The sequence below is a fragment of the Microbacterium sp. NPDC089696 genome, from assembly GCF_044749125.1.
Classification (GTDB): domain Bacteria; phylum Actinomycetota; class Actinomycetes; order Actinomycetales; family Microbacteriaceae; genus Microbacterium.
The window spans coordinates 655560-671658 of the sequence record NZ_JBIVHF010000002.1 but is presented as its reverse complement, the minus strand read 5'-3'; the positions used below and the strand labels follow the sequence as shown (position 1 = coordinate 671658).

Sequence of the window (16099 nt, the reverse complement as noted above, 5' to 3'; positions counted from 1 at the left end):
ATCGGTCCCGTGCATGCTCGGCGCAGACGGAGGCCGCGCCCAAGGGGCTTGACGCGCGCGTCGACGACGCTCAGAGAACGGCGCGGCAGCCCCGCTAGCACACCGCGCCCGTGCGCGCCTCCCCCTGGAACGCCACGGCACCGCCTGAGAGCCTCGCGGCATGGCACTCCTCGATCTCCCCGGCCGAGCCGTCCGTCGCCTCGGTGCACTCGCTCACGACGACGCTCCCTCCCTCCTGACCCGCGGCTACGGCTTCGGCCCCCGCATCTGGAGACGCGTGGCGCCGGGAGCCCGCTCCGCACCGATGCGGCTGCTCGGCGACGAGGCCGTGTTCGTGCGCGGCGTCGAGGGCGTCGAGCTCTTCTACGACCCCGAGCGCATCGCCCGGCACGGGGCCATGCCCGCGATCGTGCAGGAGAGCCTGTTCGGCCATGGCTCCGTGCACAGCCTCGACGGTGAGGCGCACCGGCATCGCAAGGCGACCTTCGTGGACGTCGCGTATGAGGACGCGCAGGTCGAGCGTCTCCTGCCCCTGCTCGAGCGCGAGTGGCGTCTCGAGCAGCGGGCGTGGCTCGACGGCGGCACCCGCACCGCATACGACGCCGCGGTCGGGGTGTTCGGGCGGGCGATCATGCGCTGGGCCGGCCTGCCGGGCTCCGGCGCGGCGAAGACCCGGTGGGCGGCGCGCCTCGCGCAGATCGTCGACGGGTTCGGATCCCCGTACTCGCCCGTCTACCTCGCGGCGCTCGCGAACCGCTGGTGGTCGGATCGGCACTCCATCCGACTCATCGAGGCCGTGCGTCACGGCGCTCTGCGCGCCGACGCCGGCACCGCCCTCGAGCAGTGGGCGCATCATCGTGACGAGCACGGCGAACTGCTGCCGGCCCGGGTCGCGGGGGTCGAGCTGCAGAACAGCATCCGTCCGATGATCGCGGTGGCGCGCTTCGTCGCGTTCGCGGCGAAGCAGCTGCACGATCGACCCGAGTGGCGGGAGCGGATCGCCGCCGAGGCGGACGAGCGCGGGATGCTCGTGGGCGGCCCGCTCGCGGTGATGTTCGCGCAGGAGGTCCGCCGCACGTCGCCGTTCGTGCCGATGCTGCCGGGATGGGCGATCGCCGATATCGAGATCGACGGACAGCACGTCGAGGCCGGCGGACGGGTCGTGCTGGATCTCCTCGGGACCGACACCGACCGGCGGGCGTGGTCGCGCCCCGACCGCTTCGACCCCGAGCGGTTCCGCGACGTCGGCGACGACTACGAGGCGCTCGCCGCGTTCGTCCCGCACGGCGGCGCCGGTGTCGCGACGGGGCACCGCTGCCCCGGGGAGAAGCTCGCGATCGCCGGGCTCGCCGCCGCGATCGCGGCGCTCAGTCACTCCGATCTGCGCCTCCTCGGCGAGGGGCTCGACGTCGACCGCCGACGCCTCCCCACCCAGCCGCGGTCCGGCGGGCGGGTGCGCTCGGCGACGGCGTCAGGTCGGTGCCCGTTCCACTGAGCGGCTCGCCGGATCCGCATTGTCAAGGGGCCTGCCTCCCGACGCGATCGCGGGGATGCTGGTCCCTCAGCCCGGGGAACGCCGCACCGCCGACCGAACCCGACCAGCCACCGACGAAGGGAGCCACCATGTCGGACACCGGACCCGCGGACGAGACGCCGCTGATCCCCGAGGAGCTCGTGCCGAGGCAGGTCTCAGACGATCCCGTCGCCAACGATCCCGACGCCGCCGGCGTCCCGAACGAGGACGGCGGGGACGACCACGACCACCCCGATCAGCGCCGCCACCGCGACGAGGACGGCGGGGACGACCACGACCACCCCTGAACCATCTCGCCTGATCGAGGCGCAGAGACCGCCGGTCGCACTCTCGCGGCCGGCCCACGGCGCCCGCCGCTCGGTTTCCCCCTTCCGCGTGCGGTGGGCGTCGCTCGCGTCCGGCACCGGGTCGACGGACGGCGTCAGCCCCGCCCCGACCGGTCCGTCCCCTCCGGCAGCGACCGGGTCGGCACGATCACGATCTCCTGCACCTTCCAGTCGAGGTCGGTGATGCGCTCCTCGAGGTCGGTGATGTCCGCGAGGGCGACCTTGCCCCGATGCGGCACGACGAACGCCTCGATGTGGAACACCTGCCCCTGGTCCCGCATCCGCACCGACGCCTCCTTCACCCACGGACGCGAGCGGATCGTCGACAGGACGTCGCCGGCGAGCGGGTGCGGTGCGGCGCTGTCGTACGTGCGGGCGCGCTGGTCCATGAGGTCGATCACGGCGGTCTTGGTGTTCTTGACGCCGTCCCAGATGATGCCGAGCGAGATGAAGAGCGCGGCGGCGCCGTCGAGCCACCACAGGCCGACTCCGACGCCGAGCACGCCGACGATCGACGCGACCGTGGTCTGCCAGTCGGCCTTCGCCATGTCGGCGTCCGCGTACAGGAGCTTGTTGTGCAGCACGGGGGCGAGCTTCGACTTCGCCGGCCCGTAGAAGAAGACGGGACCCACGATGACGACGGCCATGACCGCGACCATGAGCCAGCCGAGCCAGATCGTCTGCCCGAACAGCACGACCGTGCCGATGGTCGGATGCTCGGCCGTGACGAGCCCGACGACCGATTCGCGGGCGAGGTTGAGGCCGACCGCGAGCAGCGCGACGCCCGCGACCAGATGGCCGACGCCCATCGCCCGATGCAGTCCGTAGGGATGCTTCACGCTGGGCCGCCGGCGGACGAAGATCAGCGCCGTGAGGAAGGCGATCTGCGGGATGAGGGACAGCATGTCCTCGATCCACGCGGTCCGCATGGCCTGGGAGTTGCCGACCACGAGCGCGATCACCGCGATCGTGACAGACGTGTACGCGATCGTGAACCACTCCCACTTCACGGCCGAGCGCAGCGCCTTCTGCTGCTCCTCCGGCAGTTCGGTGCGTCCGATGCGCTCGACAGGACTCACGAGCCGACCTCCTGGTCGAGATAGCGTTCGAGCGCGCTGAGGAACGCGTTCTCCCCGAGAGGCACGAACAACACGATCGAACGCCCGTCCGCACCGTCGATGCCCGGGAATCCGCGCGTCATCCCCGCCTTGTCGACCCACAGCGTCGCGTCGGTCATGCCGCCGGCGATCAGGTCGAGGTCGTCGCGTTCCAGCATCCCCACGAGGGTCTCCTCCGAGGCCTCGGTCCACTCGACGTCGGCGTCGATGCCGTCGGCGAAGCCGTCGACCAGGTCGGGGAGGCTTCCGGTGGGCTCGCCGTCGTCATCGGCGGCGATGAGGCCGGGGTCGGCGGACCAGCCGACCCGGAGCTCGCCGCCGGTCACTCGCTCCAGCGTGCCGTCGGGGTCGGACGGGACGGCGAGGCCGCATCCGGCGAGACCGCCGGCGAGTGCCAGGGTCGCCGCCGCCGCCAGGAGGGAGCGCGTCGTTCTCATAGCGTGATGCTCCTGCCGCGGAGGGGCGCATCACAATGCAGTTGACGGGCGAGGCGGCGAGGGCTAGCAGGGAGCCGACCTCGGCGCCCGCTACGGTAGGGCACATGGCATCGGCCCTCCGCACGTTCGGGCGCATCCTCGCGCGGCACTGGCCCGCGCTGATGGCCTGGTATCTGGGCGGCGAGGCTCTGCACCGGCTGCTGATCGAGCTCGCGGGGTTCGTGGGCGGCCACACGACCCTCGGAGGCCTGCTCCTCCTGCCGCTCGCGGTCGCATCGCGGCTGGTGTCGTACGTGGCGATGTACCTGACCGTGCGCCCGACGCTGCCCCACAGCCGGCGCGACGACGCCGGGGGCCGCGGGAGTTCGCGTCGGCGACCCTGGCCGCGATTCTGCCGTTCTTCGCGTTCTACACCGCCTGGGGGATGCTCGACGCCGACCAGATCGACTTCTTCCGCGTCGCGAGCGCGATCGCCCTCGCCGACTCGGGCTACCAGCTCGACCAGGTCGGTGACCGCGGCGGTCTGATCGCCGTCGGGGTCCTGCCGGTCACGGTGCTCGTGATCGCCCTCGCCGCGCGCCTCGTGTTCATCCGGCTCTCGGCCCGACTGCCCCGCTGGACCGTGGTGCTGGCCGTGTACGCCGAGGTGCTGTGGACGTTCATGCTCTTCACCCTCGTCGCCCGGTGGTGGAACGGCGTCCTCGACTGGGTCGCCCGGCGCGAGGTGGTCGGCGGGCTGCAGGCGTTCGGCGACTGGTTCGCGGTGAACCTCGCCCCGGTCGCGGTGGTGTGGGAGGTGGGCACGGGGATCGTCGGCGTCGTGATCGCCGCGGTGATCGTGCCCGCGGCGTGGCTCACCGTCGCGGGCGTCGTGTTCGGCACGACGTTCGACTCGACGCCCTCGTTCGCGCGCTGGGGCGGCGGCGCGACGCGCGGCGCCGTCGTCAGCGTCGCGCGGACGATCGTCCTGCGGCTGGAGGGCCTGTGGGCCGCGGTCGCTGTGATCTGGCGCGGCGGCCCGCTGCTCTTCGGGACCTACGCGCTCGCGTACGCCGTGTGGTCCTGGGGCGAGCAGTCCGGCACCCGGGGCGTGCTCCAACTGATCGGCGGACACGAGGAGTCGTTCTGGGCGGGGGTCTATCCGCTCGTCCTCGTGGCCGTCGCCGCGATCGCGGAACCGCTGCGCGTGGCGATCGTGGCGACCGCGTACGACAGTGTGCTCGCACGCCCGCAGGCCGGGCTCGACACCCGCCCGTCAGGGCTCGACGACGAACCTCGCGACGTCGGAGTCGCGTCCCTCGATGTCGAGCACGAAGGGACCGTCGGCGTCCTCGGGGAGCAGGAAGACCAACAGGATGCGGTACGACGAGGGCTCCGCGATGCATGAGGTCTCACCCTGACCGGACGGCACGTCGACGCCGCTCCGTGAGCTCACCCAGGTCCGTGAGGTGGCGGCCTCGGTCAGGGTGGCCGTCCCGCAGGCTCCGGCGTCCGGCCCGCCGCTCGCGCGCAGACGGATACTGAGCGTGCGGGTGCCGTCCGGGGACTCGAACTCGCCCCATTCGGCGGGCCCGACGGTCAGCGTCTGCCCCGACACGTCCGCGGCGTCCTCGGCCTCGATGACGCGGTCAGCGGGCCGGATCGAGGGGACGACGTCGAGCCAGACGTACGTGCCGACCACGGCGATCGCCGCCACGGCGAGGGCGATGAGCGCCCTGCGCTGCCTCCTCCACCACGTCACGGTGCACCCGCCTCGGACCGGGGGATGTCGGCGTGGGGCGTGCGGTCGAGGCCGTCGAGCACGATCGGGACGACGACGAGGTCGTCGAGCTCCGCCGTGAGGTACGAGGTCGTGAGGCGCAGCTCGGCCGTGCCCGTCGTCACATCCGGGGGCAGCTCGAACGCGAGCACGCCGACCGTGTCGATGCCCACGCGCAGCGCGGTCCCGCGCAACGACGCCCCGGGGCGCTCGCTCGCCAGGAAGACCCTGCCGTCGACCGCGAGCGTCGCGAGCTGGATCGTCGCATCCACCTCGGTGCCGTGCGCGGAGGCGGCGACGGTCACCAGCAGCCAGTTGCCCCCGGCGCTCCAGCCGCCCGGATCCTCGACCTCGTCGGCGAACGCGGCGTCGGTCACGGTGGCGACGATGGTGCGCGACTGCACGGCGTCGCCGGGCGCCCCGCGCACCGAGAACGGGGCCGTGACGTCGTCGTCCGTGGGCGTCACGGTCACGATCGCGCCGGCGACGACCACGAGGACCGCGCCGAGGAGCCAGGGGAGCGCGCGCCTCACGGTGCTCGCTCCGCGGGGACGACGATGCGCGCGACGAGCTCGGCCGGACGCCAGGTCACGACGCGCGACGACAGGATGACGGCGCCGCGGCGCACCTCGACCTCGTGCACGTCGATCGCGACGTCGCGATCGACGTAGGCGTCGTCGGGCACCGTGAACGCGAACGTCACCTCGCTCGGCACGCCCGGCTGCAGCACCACCTGGCCGGACGACCCGTCGTCGCGCCAGACCGACACGACCTCGAGCGGCGTCACGCCGACGAGCTCGAGCAGCGGCCGGTCGGTGTTGACGAAGCCGGCGCGTGTGCGGTCCGCGGTCGTCGCGACGCCGACCGCCTCATCCGAGAGGTTCTCCATGCGCGTCGTCAGCACGAGCAGGCTCTCGCCGGCGTCGGCGCTGAGGAACTCCGACTCCACGGCATCCGTGAACTCCGCATCGACGACGGCGATCGCGTACGCCGACGTGCGCACCTCGTCGCCGGCCCCGACCTCGGCGTGCGTCGTGCGCGCGGTCGCGTAGCCGCCGACGAGACCGACCACGACGAGGACGACCGCGACCGCGCCCGCCGCGAACCAGATCCACCGGGGGACCTCGGCGAACGAGCGTCCCCAGCGTGCCACGACGGCGCGCGCCGCCGCACTGCGTCCCCCCGAACCGGTCACGGGGTCAGCCTATCCAGAGCGGGGGCCGATCGTGCGAGCCGGTCGCCTCAGGCGCACGTCTCGAACACGTGTCCGTCGGTGTCGGCCGTGAGCAGCTGCCGGTCGCGCAGCACGACCGAGCGCGGCGTCTCCGGGTCCGCGCACACCTCGTCGAACGGACGGGGGAGCTCGTCGGTGTACTCGATGTCGATGACGTGGTCGCCGTACACGTCGGTGTAGGCGCCGCACTCGCTGTACACCGCGCACTCCTCGACCACCGCGAAGTCGAAGCCGGCTCTCTCGTGCAGTGCGACCGCGTCCTCGGCGGCGTTCTTCTGCCCGGCGGCGAGTCCGGCGTCATGGGCGATCCCGACGAGCTCGGTGGCCAGCGCGAGGTTGTCGTCGAGCGACAGCGCGTCGTCCGACCGGGAGTACGTGTCGAGGTTGTCGAACTCCACGGCCTGGAAGCCCGCGTCGGCGCAGCCCTCGATCCACGGGCCGACGATCGCGGCGATGCGGTCGCGCTGCGCGGAGGTCGACGTGTCGAGCAGTGCCTCATCGGGCCAGTCGGGGTCGAACACGGGACCGTCGTCGCCCTGCAGCAGCAGATCCTCGGGCCAGACGTCGAATTCGCCGGGTTGGGTCTGAAACCCGTTGACGTAGCAGATCGAGTAGACGCCCTCGGCGGGCTCGTCCGAGCGGTCCCGGCCGACGACGCCCACGCCGTCGGCGGGGTCGTACGCACCGCCCAGCTGGTAGTCGGGGACGGCGCCGTCCGGCCACAGCGCGACACCGGTCGGGGAGGACGCCGCCGGAGGACCCGCATCCCCTCGCGCGTCCTCCTCCGCCGGAACAGCGCAGCCTGCGAGTGCCACGACCAGGGCGGTTGCGACCGCGGCCGTCGTGAGGCGTCTCACGACGTAGGCAGCGTCGTGAGGTCGCGTCGGCGCTCGACGCGGTCCTTCACGAGGAACAGCGCGATGATCGTGAGGATCAGGTAGACGTAGACCGACAGTCCGGCGAACGTGAGGAGCGGCGAGGGCGCATCCCCGGCCACGTCGATCCCGCCCGTCGCGAGGAACGTCGTGGGATCGGTGATCGCGTGCAGGAGGATCGGCCAGATCAGGCTGCCGGTGACGCGCAGGGTGAGGTACATCGCGACCCCGAACAGGAACGTGAACGCCATAGTGAACAGCACGGTCAGGAGGGGCTGCCCGCCGAGGAGGTTCGAGGAGTGCAGCAGCGCGAAGAGCAGCGACGACAGCACCATGACCCAGCGCTCCGAGTAGCCGCCGCGGCGCAGCAGGTTCACCGCCAGACCGCGCGTGAGGAGCTCCTCCGCGAGGCCGATGAACAGACCGGAGAGGAACGTCAGCAGGATCACGCTCACCGCGTACCGGCTCCAGTCGGTCCCCGCGACGCGCAGGACGGCGGCGAGGAGCACCAGGACCGGGGCGATCCACATCCACCCCTTGCCCTTCACCGGCTGTCGGCCGAAGAGCTCGGGGAGCCACTTCAGGGAGGCGGCGAACGCGAGGAGGATGAGCGCGCCCACGGCGATCGGCAGCAGCAGCGTGATCGCCACGGTCTGCGGACTGCCGAACTGGTCGCTCACGTCGAACCGTCCTGCGAACAGGATGCCGATGAGCTGGGACGCCCCGAGGTACAGGGCCATGTAGACGGCGGCGACGAGGACGGCTTTCCACCATCCGCCCCGGTTCCAGAACCGCAGCCAGGGCGTGGCGGAGTGCGAGTCAGGCATGGTCATGGACATCACCGTACAGTTCGGCGACCTCCTTCGACCCCATTCCCTGTGCATAAGTCGGGTGCTGAGGCCATCCCGCGGGCGAGTCCTCCCACGCCTCCTGACGTCCGTAGGGCAGGAGGTCGACGAGCCCCTGCAGGTAGCTGAGCCGTTCGGTGCCGCGGCCGTTCGTGTGCCAGGTGCGGTAGACGGTGTCGCCGTCGCGCAGGAACACGTTGACTCCGAAGCCCTCCCCGGGCCCGGCATCCATGTCCGACCCGAAGGTGCTGTCGGCGCTCGAGTACCAGGCCATGGTGTTGCCGACCTTCGCGCGGTAGGCGAGCGCCTCGTCGATCGGGCCGTTCGTGACGATCACGAAGCGCGCGTCGTAGTAGCGCTCGATCACGTCGAGGCGCGTGAACTGGGAGGTGAAGCCCGTGCACCCGGGGCACTGCCACTCGTTGCCGTCGGACCACATGTGGTTGTAGACGATGAGCTGCGCGTGCCCGTCGAACACGTCTGCGAGGGTCACCGGCCCCTCGGCGCCCACGAGCGTGTACTCGGGCAGCTCGACCATCGGCAGCCGACGGCGCTGCGCGGCGATGGCGTCGAGCTCGCGGGTGGCCGCCTTCTCGCGCACACGCAGGGCGTCGAGTTCGCGGCGCCACGCGTCGGCGTCGACGACCGGCGGGAGAGGAGTCTGGGTCGTGCTCACGGTGGACCTCCGGATGCTCGGGCGCCGAGCTCTGCGCGGCGCTGCCCCTCAGTCTGCGCCCGGCCGGCGACACGGTCAACGCCCGTGCATCCGATCCGGCGGCGTCAGCTCTCGGGGACCGCGGCGACCTCGGCCGCCTGCTCCTCCGCGGGGTTGCGGCGGATGCCGATCCACGACACCACGCCGCCGAGCACCAGGAGGGACGCCGTGACCCAGGCCGCGCTGTGGAAGCCGGCGAGGTCCAGCGTGCCGCCGATGATGGTCGACAGCATCGCGACGACGAGCAGACCCGCGACGCGCGAGACGGCGTTGTTCACGGCGGAGGCGATGCCCGAGCGCGACTCGTCGATCGCCCCGAGGATCGCCGAGGTGAGCGGGGCGACCGTCAACGACAGGCCGAGACCCATCACGATCATGGCCGGGAGCACCTGCCACCAGTAGTCGAAGTCCTCCGCCACGAGCAGCAGCATCACCGCGCCCGCCGCCATCACGAGGGGACCCACCGTCATGAAGATGCGCGGCCCGTAGCGTCCTGCCCAGGAACCGGCGCGCGAGCTCACGAGGATCATGAGGATCGTCATCGGCAGGCTCGCGAGACCCGCGGCCGTCGCGCTCAGGCCCGCGCCCTGCTGCAGGTAGACCCCCACCACGAAGCCGTTGAGCGACAGCGCGGCGTACACGAAGAGCGTCGCGAGGTTGCCCCACGCGAAGTCCCGCACGCGGAACAGCGACATCGGCATGAGCGGTGTCGAGGAGCGCTGCTGACGCACGAGGAACCAGGCGAACAGGCCGGCGCCGACGATTCCCGGCAGCCAGATCGCGGGGGAGGACCATCCGAGGTTCGGCTGCTCGATCAGCGCGAACACCACGGCCCCGAGCCCCACGGCGCACAGGATGCCGCTGATCCAGTCGACCCGGACCCCGCTCGGCCTCTCGTTGAGCTTCAGGCGGGCGAGGAGGAACAGCGTGACCCCGATCGGCAGGACGTTGATGAGGAACACGAAGCGCCACGACAGGAAGTCGACGAACAGGCCGCCGAGCAATGGGCCGACCAGCTGCGCGCCGGTCGTGAACGCCGTCCACACGCCGATCGCCCGCGACTGCACGTCGGAGCGCATGGTGGCCGTGATCAGGGCGAGCGAACTCGGCACGAGCAGGGCTCCGGCGGCCCCCTGGGCCGCGCGGGCGATGATGAGCACGAGCGGGTCCGGTGCTGCGGCGACCGCGACGGAGGCGACGCCGAACGCGATCAGCCCCACGCGCATCACCAGCACGCGCCCGTAGGCGTCGGACAGCGAGCCCGCGAGCAGGATCAGGGCGCTGAGCGTGATGAGGTACGCGTCCACGACCCACTGCTGCGTCGTGATCCCACCGCCGAGCTCACGACTGATCGCGGGCAGCGCGACGGTGACCACGGTCCCGTCGAGGAAGGTCACGAACGACGCGAGCACCGCGACCGAGATCACCAGCCGCTGGAGCGGTGCGAAGCGAGAGGTTGCCACACGCCGACACTACTGCGGCCGGGAGGGGTGCGGGGCGGTCGTGGAGCGATAGAGATCGCGCAGACCGGCGACTCCGAGGCGCTCGACGGCGCGGCGCTGACGGTGCGCGCCGCTGCCGTCGCGACGGATCCGGGCGAGCTGCGTCGTCACGAAGTCGGTGTCGTCCTGTTCGTCCAGCGCCGTGACGAGGCGCGACAGCATCCGCCCGGCCACGACCTCGGCGGGGGCGGCGTCTCCGGTCGTGGGGTCGACGACGCGCGCGGACATGCCGTAGCGCGCCGCCGTCCACAGCGACGCGTCGACCGCGTCGACGCCGATCTCCGGTCCGCCGTCGAGGTCCTCGCTCGTGAGGATCGCGCGGCAGAGCGCGGCGACGAGCAGGGTGTCGTCCACGTCGAGCTGCGCGTCGCACACGCGCACCTCCACGGTCGGGAACCGCGCCGAGAGACGGATCGTCCATCCGAGCGAGGACTCCTCCGTGATGCCGCCGAGCGCGAGCAGCGCGTCGACCCGCGCCCGATAGTCGGAGTGGTCGTAGACGTGCGGCGGCGTCCACGCCGTCGGGAGACGACGGATCACGACCGACCGCCAGCTCGCGAAGCCGGTGGACCGGCCGCGTGCGAACGGCGAGTTCCCGGTCAGCGCGAGCAGCACCGGCATCCAGGCGCGAGCCCGGTCGAGCGCCCGCACGCGCTCCTCGTCCGACGGCATCTCGACGTGCACGTGCAGTCCGTTGACTTCGTGACCTCGGCTGATCTCCCCCAGGATGTCCGCGACCGCGTCGTAGTGCGGCAGCGACAGGATCTCCGGGTGCGGGGAGGCGAGGAAGGGCGTCCCGGTGGCGGCGGCGATGGCACCCCGCCCGGAGACATGGCGCGCGAGCGTCGAGCGGAGGCCGCGGAGCTGCTCCGACGCCTCGGCGATCGTCGAGAGGGGAGCGGTCGCGGTCTCGATCTGGCTCGTCAGATACTCGGGCGAGATCGTCCCGCCGTGGTGGGCGCCGACCAGTCGCTCCCGGGCGTCCCCGTCCAGGGCGAGCGGCACCAGGGTCTCGCCGTCGACGAGGACGAACTCCTCCTCGACGCCGAACCGTGTCATGCGGACGCCTAGTGGTTCCTGAGCGCGGAGATGAGCTCGGCCTTGCGCTTGCCGCTGTACCCGGTCAGGCCGATCTCCTTCGCGCGCTTCCGCAGCTCGGGCACGGTCCAGTCCTCGTAGTCGCCGTGCTCGCCGCCGCGGCGGCCCACGGTGCTGCGACCGTCGCGAGCGGCGGCGTTCGAGATCCGCGCGGCCTTCTCCTTCGAGGCGCCGTCGTCGCGGAGCTCCTCGTACAGCTCCGGATCCTTGAGCGAGTTGTTCCTGCGTCCTGGCATGTCTCCTGCTCCTCTACTCACGTTCGGACACCCCGCGTCAAGCCCCTCGGAGAGATGGTGTCGGCGGCACTACGTTGTGAAATCAAGAGGGGCGCCACCGCGCCCCGAAAGGAAGGGAAAGACCGATGAACATCCTTCTGATCATCATCATCGTCGTCGCCATCATCCTGGCGATCACCGGTGGACTCGTCCAGTCGCTGCAGTTCCTGCTGTGGGTCGGACTCGTCCTGCTGGCGGTCGCCGTGATCGCGTGGCTCATCCGATCGATCTCGGGGAACCGTACGCGCTGACCCGATCGAGAAGGAGAGGGGGTCCGCTTCGGCGGACCCCCTCTTCGTCATCTCACTCGCGGAAGCCGTCCTTCAGACCGTCGCCCACGTTCTTCGCGGCGTCCTTGACGTTCTCGCCGGCCTGCTTGGCCGAGGCCTTGGCCTGATCCGCCTTGCCCTCCGCCTCCAGACGCTCGTTGTCGGTGACCTTGCCGACGCCTTCCTTGACCTTCCCGGTCAGCTTCTCGGCGCTGTTCTTGATGTTGTCGCCTGCACTCATGATGCGTGTCCTTTCATCGTCCGATCAACGGGACCACCACCCTCGCACGGGCGCGCGAAGCGGCCTACGGGATTGACAACCGGCCGTCTCCGTGACAGCCGGACTCCCCGTCGACGCCCGGGGGATCCCCGGCTACCCTGGCCTCAGGCGGGTGGACCTGCCCGCTCACACTCCGGCTCAGGCCGACGACGGAAGCGGTGCGCGATGGACTCGATGATGATGGACGTCTGGCGGACGAACATGTCCTCGAAGCCGGACGCGTCGATGATGGACATGGCCGCGATGGACATGTCCGTCCTGCAGGCCTGCATGGACGCGTGCTCGGCCTGCGAGCAGGCGTGCACCGTGTGCTCGACGCAGATGATGGACTGCTCGCCCGCCTGCATGAACTGCGCCGACATGTGCAACACCATGATGCGCGGCATGATGCGGATGCAGGGCATGACGCCGGCGTCGATGATGGCGATGCTCGACGCGTGCATCGCGATGTGCCAGACCTGCATGGACGAGTGCATGGAGCACGCTGCCCACAGCGAGGTGTGCCGGATGTGCGCGCAGGCATGTCAGGCGTGCATGGACGCCTGCATGGCCGTCAAGGCCATGATGATGCCCGCCTGAATCCCTGCGGCTGAATCTCTAGACCCGCGCGACGTTGAACCGTGTGCGCCCGACGGCGAGGACGCCGTAGCGTCCGTGCAGCGCCACCGGGGTGCCGACGGGAGCCTCGAGCGCGGCGCCCGCGCGGTTCCACAGGTCGTGCGTCTCACCGTCGAGCGTGCGCACGACGAGGCGTCCGTTCGCGGCATCCGCGTGCTCGACGACGGCGTCGGTCCAGTCCGAGGGCGTCGCCGACGCGAGCCGCGCCTGGATGAGATGCAGCGCGTGTCCCGGCGCGAACGAGGAGCAGACGTCGCCGTGGTCGCACATGCACGCCGAGACCTCACGCACCGTCGCGGGTGAGAGGCGGTTCTGCGGCGTGGACACGGGTGCTCCTTCGGATCGAGGTGTCCGGCAAGAGTAGGTCGGTCGTCGACGGGAGGGAATCCGGGCCGACACGAGACGACACAAACGGGCGTAGACTCGCCGGGTGCTGTCATCGATGAGCGCCCCGGAGCGGGCGCGGAACGGAGCCGCAGGCGCGATCAGCGCCGCGGGCAGAGGCTGACGATCGGCCGGAGGCGGAACATCCCGTCCCCGGTGCCACGTCGTACCCGGCATCCCGTCGGGCCCTTCTCCTGACATCCCGCCGCATCCACCGCGGCCCGTTCGAAAGCACACACTCATGCGTCCCCTCGACGAGCGCGTCCTGCGCGCCTCCTTCCTCAACGCCTCCCGCAAGGAGGTCTCCGACCTGCACCTCCCTCCCGGATTCGACGAGATCGACTTCGACAAGCTCGATTACCTCGGCTGGACCGACCCGAAGATGCCGCGCCGCGCCTACGTCGTGGTCTGGATCGACGACGTCGCGACCGGCGTGATCCTGCAGCGCGCCGAGCAGCGCGTGATCGCCCGAGCGCAGTGCTCGTGGTGCGAGGACGTGACGCTCCGCAACGACGTGCAGCTGTTCGTCGCGCGCAAGGCCGGCCCGGCCGGACGCAAGGGCGACACGATCGGCACGCTCGTGTGCGCCGAGTTCGGATGCTCGAAGAACGTCCGGATCCTGCCGCCGCTCGCGTACCAGGGCTACGACCGCGAGTACGCCAGGGACGTGCGCATCCTCACTCTGCAGGAGCACGTGCAGGCGTTCGTCGCCGCGGTCGCGGGCTAGTCGACCTTCTGTCCGACCACGACGCGCACGTGCGCGGACGCCGCGTCGGCGAGTTCCGCGGAGCGCCGCGCGAACTCGCCGACGCTGCGTCGGCCGGGCCAGTCGTCCGGCAGCATCGCCGGGGGCAGGCCCGGATCCACGTAGGGCAGCACGCGCCAGGCGTCGAACAGCCGCACGTAGGCCGCGAACGGGTCGGCGGGCAGCGCCTCCAGGGAGCGCTGGAACGCGAGGTGCTCGTCGCGCAGCGCCGCCAGGTCCCACCACCCGGCGGCGGCGTCGGCGGCGGTGCCGCCGAGGACCGGCAGCGCATCGCGGAACAACGTCACCCAGCGTCGCGCGCCCAGGTCGTCGACGACCTCCTCGACCTCGCTCTGCAGGTGCCCGGGGCAGATCCACAGCGCGGCCGACACCGTGCCGGCGCCGATCCACTGCAGGCGCCGTCGCAGCTGATGCCGCACGCTGCGGGCGCTCTCCGGGATCGAGAACGATACGAGGCACCAGCCCTCGGCATCCGTCATCTCGCGCATCGCGAAGAGTCGCCGGTCGCCGCGCTCGAGCATCGGCACGGCGTCCGGGTTCAGGCGGTAGCCCGCCGCGCCCCGCCGCTCCGCGAGCAGGAGTCCCTTCTGCTTGAGGCGAGCGATGCTCGTGCGGGCCGCCGCCGCCGGGATGCCGAGGTCGCCCGCCAGGGTCACGAGGTGCGCGGTCGACACCCAGCCGCCGAGCGGGCGCAGGTAGAGCCCGATCAGGGTGCGCAGCAGCGAGGCCGTGCTGCCGGGGCGGGCGTCGATGTCGTCGAGCACCGCCGTCCGCCCGGCGGCGACGTCCGGCGGGGACCCCCTGCGACTCTCAGCGTCCACTCGACTCCAGGGCATCGCGCACGGCGATCACACCCGTCACGGTCTCGACGAACGAGGTGCTGAGCGGCGAGAGGCCGAGGCGGATGCCGTCGGGGAAGCGGAAGTCCGGGATGACGCCGTCCTCCCAGAGTCGCTGCGTCACGGCGCGGAACTCCGGATGTCCGATCGTCACGTGGCCGCCGCGCCGCTCGGCATCCCGCGGGCTGAGCAGCCGCACGCCCAGCGGGGCGAGGAGCTCGTCGTGGGCGCGCACCGCGAGGTCGGTGAGCGCCTCCGACTTGGCGCGCACGGCCTCGATCGTGGCCTGCTCGATGAGGTCGAGCATCCCCTGCATCGCCAGCATGGACGTCACCGGCGGCGTGCCGCTGAGGAGCTGCCGGATGTCTCCGGCGGGGACGTACTCGGGTCCCATCGCGAAGATGTCGGCGGCGCTCCACCACCCCTGGATGGGCTGGCGCAGCACGCCCTGCAGCGAGCGGCGCAGGTACGCGAACGCGGGGGAGCCCGGCCCGCCGTTCAGGTACTTGTAGGTGCACCCCACCGCGAGGTCGACGCCCCACTCGTCGAGCTGCATCGGCACGACGCCCGCCGAGTGGCACAGGTCCCACATCATGAGCGCGCCCGCGTCGTGCGTCGTCGCCGTGATGCCCCGCATGTCGGCGAGAGCGCCGGAGCGGTAGTCGACGTGGCTCAGCGACACGACCGCCGTGCGCTCGGACAGCACGGCCTCGACGTCGGCGATCTGCACGCCGAGCACCGGGTCGGGCTCGATCCAGCGGATCGTCGCCCCCGTCTCGGCGGCGACGCCCTCCGCGAGGAAGCGGTCGGTGGGGAAGTTCCCGGCCTCCATCACGAGCTCGGTGCGCGAGGGGTCGTGCGCGAGTGCGGCGCGCAGGAGCTTGTAGATGAGCACGCTCGTGGAATCGGCGACGACGGTCTGTCCCGCGGCCGCGCCCAGGGAGAGAGCGCCGATGCGGTCGCCGAGCTCCATCGGCAGCGCCATCCACTGCTCGTCCCAGGAGCGGATGAGCCGCGTGCCCCAGTCGTCCTGTGCGAAGGCCGCGAGTCGCTCGGGGACGTCTCGCAGCGGGCGGCCGAGCGAGTTGCCGTCGAGGTACGCCGTGACGCCCCCGGCGGGCGCGAACGCGTCGAGGTGCGCGCCGAGCGGATCGGAGGCGTCGAGCGCGGCGGCGAGCTCGAGGAGGGTCTCCGCGGCGGCGCGGGTGTCGTGGGCGGTCAT

General features: G+C 71.6%; 21 protein-coding genes. 6 read left to right on the top strand and 15 right to left on the bottom strand.

What is annotated here, in order from left to right:
• Nucleotides 1-160: 160 nt before the first annotated feature.
• Nucleotides 161-1495, top strand: a complete 1335-nt coding sequence (locus ACIPY8_RS13660) for a cytochrome P450 (protein WP_400819101.1) — start codon at nucleotides 161-163, stop codon at nucleotides 1493-1495.
• A 128-nt stretch (nucleotides 1496-1623) separates the two neighbouring features.
• On the top strand, nucleotides 1624-1821 hold the full coding sequence (locus tag ACIPY8_RS13655; protein ID WP_400819099.1) for a hypothetical protein: 198 nt from the start codon (nucleotides 1624-1626) through the stop codon (nucleotides 1819-1821).
• Between the two features lie 134 nt (nucleotides 1822-1955).
• Here the strand turns inward: ACIPY8_RS13655 and ACIPY8_RS13650 are convergent, their stop codons facing one another.
• Both ACIPY8_RS13650 and ACIPY8_RS13645 read right to left on the bottom strand, forming a co-directional pair.
• Nucleotides 1956-2939 carry a cation transporter gene (locus tag ACIPY8_RS13650; RefSeq protein WP_400819097.1) on the bottom strand — a complete coding sequence of 328 codons (984 nt, stop codon included), beginning with the start codon at nucleotides 2937-2939 and terminating at the stop codon, nucleotides 1956-1958.
• Nucleotides 2936-3415, bottom strand: a complete 480-nt coding sequence (locus ACIPY8_RS13645) for a transporter substrate-binding domain-containing protein (protein WP_400819095.1) — start codon at nucleotides 3413-3415, stop codon at nucleotides 2936-2938. Before ACIPY8_RS13645 ends, ACIPY8_RS13650 begins: the two co-directional genes overlap by 4 nt.
• 424 nt (nucleotides 3416-3839) lie before the next feature.
• Here ACIPY8_RS13645 and ACIPY8_RS13640 point away from each other — a divergent pair, with 424 nt between their 5' ends.
• Complete coding sequence (locus ACIPY8_RS13640; protein WP_400819092.1) at nucleotides 3840-4802, top strand: hypothetical protein; 963 nt, start codon at nucleotides 3840-3842, stop codon at nucleotides 4800-4802.
• Nucleotides 4803-5152: 350 nt separating this feature from the next.
• Here ACIPY8_RS13640 and ACIPY8_RS13635 read toward each other — a convergent pair whose 3' ends face one another.
• The 8 genes from ACIPY8_RS13635 to ACIPY8_RS13600 form a co-directional block, all read right to left on the bottom strand.
• Complete coding sequence (locus ACIPY8_RS13635; protein WP_400819089.1) at nucleotides 5153-5707, bottom strand: hypothetical protein; 555 nt, start codon at nucleotides 5705-5707, stop codon at nucleotides 5153-5155.
• Complete coding sequence (locus ACIPY8_RS13630; RefSeq protein WP_400819086.1) at nucleotides 5704-6369, bottom strand: hypothetical protein; 666 nt, start codon at nucleotides 6367-6369, stop codon at nucleotides 5704-5706. The genes ACIPY8_RS13635 and ACIPY8_RS13630 overlap by 4 nt, the downstream gene beginning before the upstream one ends.
• A 47-nt stretch (nucleotides 6370-6416) precedes the next feature.
• A complete protein-coding gene (locus ACIPY8_RS13625; RefSeq protein ID WP_400819084.1) occupies nucleotides 6417-7265 on the bottom strand; it encodes an endo alpha-1,4 polygalactosaminidase in 849 nt (282 codons plus the stop codon).
• A complete protein-coding gene (locus ACIPY8_RS13620) occupies nucleotides 7262-8116 on the bottom strand; it encodes a CPBP family intramembrane glutamic endopeptidase (protein WP_400819081.1) in 855 nt (284 codons plus the stop codon). The genes ACIPY8_RS13625 and ACIPY8_RS13620 overlap by 4 nt, the downstream gene beginning before the upstream one ends.
• Complete coding sequence (locus ACIPY8_RS13615) at nucleotides 8103-8807, bottom strand: DUF899 domain-containing protein (RefSeq protein WP_400819079.1); 705 nt, start codon at nucleotides 8805-8807, stop codon at nucleotides 8103-8105. The genes ACIPY8_RS13620 and ACIPY8_RS13615 overlap by 14 nt, the downstream gene beginning before the upstream one ends.
• Nucleotides 8808-8911: 104 nt before the next feature.
• Nucleotides 8912-10309 carry an MFS transporter gene (locus tag ACIPY8_RS13610; protein WP_400819078.1) on the bottom strand — a complete coding sequence of 466 codons (1398 nt, stop codon included), beginning with the start codon at nucleotides 10307-10309 and terminating at the stop codon, nucleotides 8912-8914.
• A 9-nt stretch (nucleotides 10310-10318) separates the two neighbouring features.
• Nucleotides 10319-11407 carry a YbdK family carboxylate-amine ligase gene (locus ACIPY8_RS13605; RefSeq protein ID WP_400819075.1) on the bottom strand — a complete coding sequence of 363 codons (1089 nt, stop codon included), beginning with the start codon at nucleotides 11405-11407 and terminating at the stop codon, nucleotides 10319-10321.
• Between the two features lie 8 nt (nucleotides 11408-11415).
• The gene (locus ACIPY8_RS13600; protein ID WP_400819072.1) at nucleotides 11416-11682 is read right to left on the bottom strand and encodes a Rho termination factor N-terminal domain-containing protein; all 267 of its coding nucleotides are present in this window, start codon (nucleotides 11680-11682) and stop codon (nucleotides 11416-11418) included.
• A 125-nt stretch (nucleotides 11683-11807) separates the two neighbouring features.
• Between ACIPY8_RS13600 and ACIPY8_RS13595 the strand changes: the two genes are divergently transcribed.
• Entirely contained in the window at nucleotides 11808-11972 is a 165-nt protein-coding gene (locus ACIPY8_RS13595; RefSeq protein WP_200903832.1) for a hypothetical protein, read from the top strand.
• 52 nt (nucleotides 11973-12024) lie between these two features.
• Here ACIPY8_RS13595 and ACIPY8_RS13590 read toward each other — a convergent pair whose 3' ends face one another.
• Together ACIPY8_RS13590 and ACIPY8_RS13585 are read right to left on the bottom strand one after the other, a co-directional pair.
• Nucleotides 12025-12231 (bottom strand): CsbD family protein, encoded by a 207-nt coding sequence (locus tag ACIPY8_RS13590; protein WP_400819068.1) that lies wholly within the window; start codon nucleotides 12229-12231, stop codon nucleotides 12025-12027.
• Nucleotides 12232-12374: 143 nt separating this feature from the next.
• Nucleotides 12375-12656 (bottom strand): hypothetical protein, encoded by a 282-nt coding sequence (locus ACIPY8_RS13585; protein WP_400819065.1) that lies wholly within the window; start codon nucleotides 12654-12656, stop codon nucleotides 12375-12377.
• Between ACIPY8_RS13585 and ACIPY8_RS13580 the strand changes: the two genes are divergently transcribed.
• Nucleotides 12655-12849, top strand: coding sequence for a hypothetical protein (locus ACIPY8_RS13580; protein ID WP_400819062.1), 195 nt, complete (start codon nucleotides 12655-12657; stop codon nucleotides 12847-12849). The two genes, ACIPY8_RS13585 and ACIPY8_RS13580, sit on opposite strands and share 2 nt — an antisense overlap.
• Before the next feature lie 18 nt (nucleotides 12850-12867).
• Here ACIPY8_RS13580 and ACIPY8_RS13575 read toward each other — a convergent pair whose 3' ends face one another.
• Entirely contained in the window at nucleotides 12868-13215 is a 348-nt protein-coding gene (locus ACIPY8_RS13575; protein ID WP_400819060.1) for a hypothetical protein, read from the bottom strand.
• A 298-nt stretch (nucleotides 13216-13513) separates the two neighbouring features.
• Between ACIPY8_RS13575 and ACIPY8_RS13570 the strand changes: the two genes are divergently transcribed.
• Nucleotides 13514-13999 carry an FBP domain-containing protein gene (locus tag ACIPY8_RS13570; RefSeq protein WP_400819058.1) on the top strand — a complete coding sequence of 162 codons (486 nt, stop codon included), beginning with the start codon at nucleotides 13514-13516 and terminating at the stop codon, nucleotides 13997-13999.
• Here ACIPY8_RS13570 and ACIPY8_RS13565 read toward each other — a convergent pair.
• Together ACIPY8_RS13565 and ACIPY8_RS13560 are read right to left on the bottom strand one after the other, a co-directional pair.
• Nucleotides 13996-14859: a PaaX family transcriptional regulator C-terminal domain-containing protein gene (locus ACIPY8_RS13565; protein ID WP_400819056.1), complete on the bottom strand. Its 864-nt coding sequence runs from the start codon at nucleotides 14857-14859 to the stop codon at nucleotides 13996-13998. The genes ACIPY8_RS13570 and ACIPY8_RS13565 overlap by 4 nt on opposite strands.
• Nucleotides 14849-16099: a kynureninase gene (locus ACIPY8_RS13560; RefSeq protein WP_400819053.1), complete on the bottom strand. Its 1251-nt coding sequence runs from the start codon at nucleotides 16097-16099 to the stop codon at nucleotides 14849-14851. Before ACIPY8_RS13560 ends, ACIPY8_RS13565 begins: the two co-directional genes overlap by 11 nt.

Coding starts and splice junctions, on each gene's coding strand:
- ACIPY8_RS13595 (WP_200903832.1), top strand. CDS start 11,808: ATGAACATCCTTCTGATCATCATCATCGTCGTCGCCATCATCCTGGCG.
- ACIPY8_RS13660 (WP_400819101.1), top strand. CDS start 161: ATGGCACTCCTCGATCTCCCCGGCCGAGCCGTCCGTCGCCTCGGTGCA.
- ACIPY8_RS13655 (WP_400819099.1), top strand. CDS start 1,624: ATGTCGGACACCGGACCCGCGGACGAGACGCCGCTGATCCCCGAGGAG.
- ACIPY8_RS13605 (WP_400819075.1), bottom strand. CDS start 11,407: ATGACACGGTTCGGCGTCGAGGAGGAGTTCGTCCTCGTCGACGGCGAG.
- ACIPY8_RS13590 (WP_400819068.1), bottom strand. CDS start 12,231: ATGAGTGCAGGCGACAACATCAAGAACAGCGCCGAGAAGCTGACCGGG.
- ACIPY8_RS13580 (WP_400819062.1), top strand. CDS start 12,655: ATGATGCGGATGCAGGGCATGACGCCGGCGTCGATGATGGCGATGCTC.
- ACIPY8_RS13645 (WP_400819095.1), bottom strand. CDS start 3,415: ATGAGAACGACGCGCTCCCTCCTGGCGGCGGCGGCGACCCTGGCACTC.
- ACIPY8_RS13570 (WP_400819058.1), top strand. CDS start 13,514: ATGCGTCCCCTCGACGAGCGCGTCCTGCGCGCCTCCTTCCTCAACGCC.
- ACIPY8_RS13600 (WP_400819072.1), bottom strand. CDS start 11,682: ATGCCAGGACGCAGGAACAACTCGCTCAAGGATCCGGAGCTGTACGAG.
- ACIPY8_RS13620 (WP_400819081.1), bottom strand. CDS start 8,116: ATGACCATGCCTGACTCGCACTCCGCCACGCCCTGGCTGCGGTTCTGG.
- ACIPY8_RS13640 (WP_400819092.1), top strand. CDS start 3,840: ATGCTCGACGCCGACCAGATCGACTTCTTCCGCGTCGCGAGCGCGATC.
- ACIPY8_RS13560 (WP_400819053.1), bottom strand. CDS start 16,099: ATGACCGCCCACGACACCCGCGCCGCCGCGGAGACCCTCCTCGAGCTC.
- ACIPY8_RS13585 (WP_400819065.1), bottom strand. CDS start 12,656: ATGCCGCGCATCATGGTGTTGCACATGTCGGCGCAGTTCATGCAGGCG.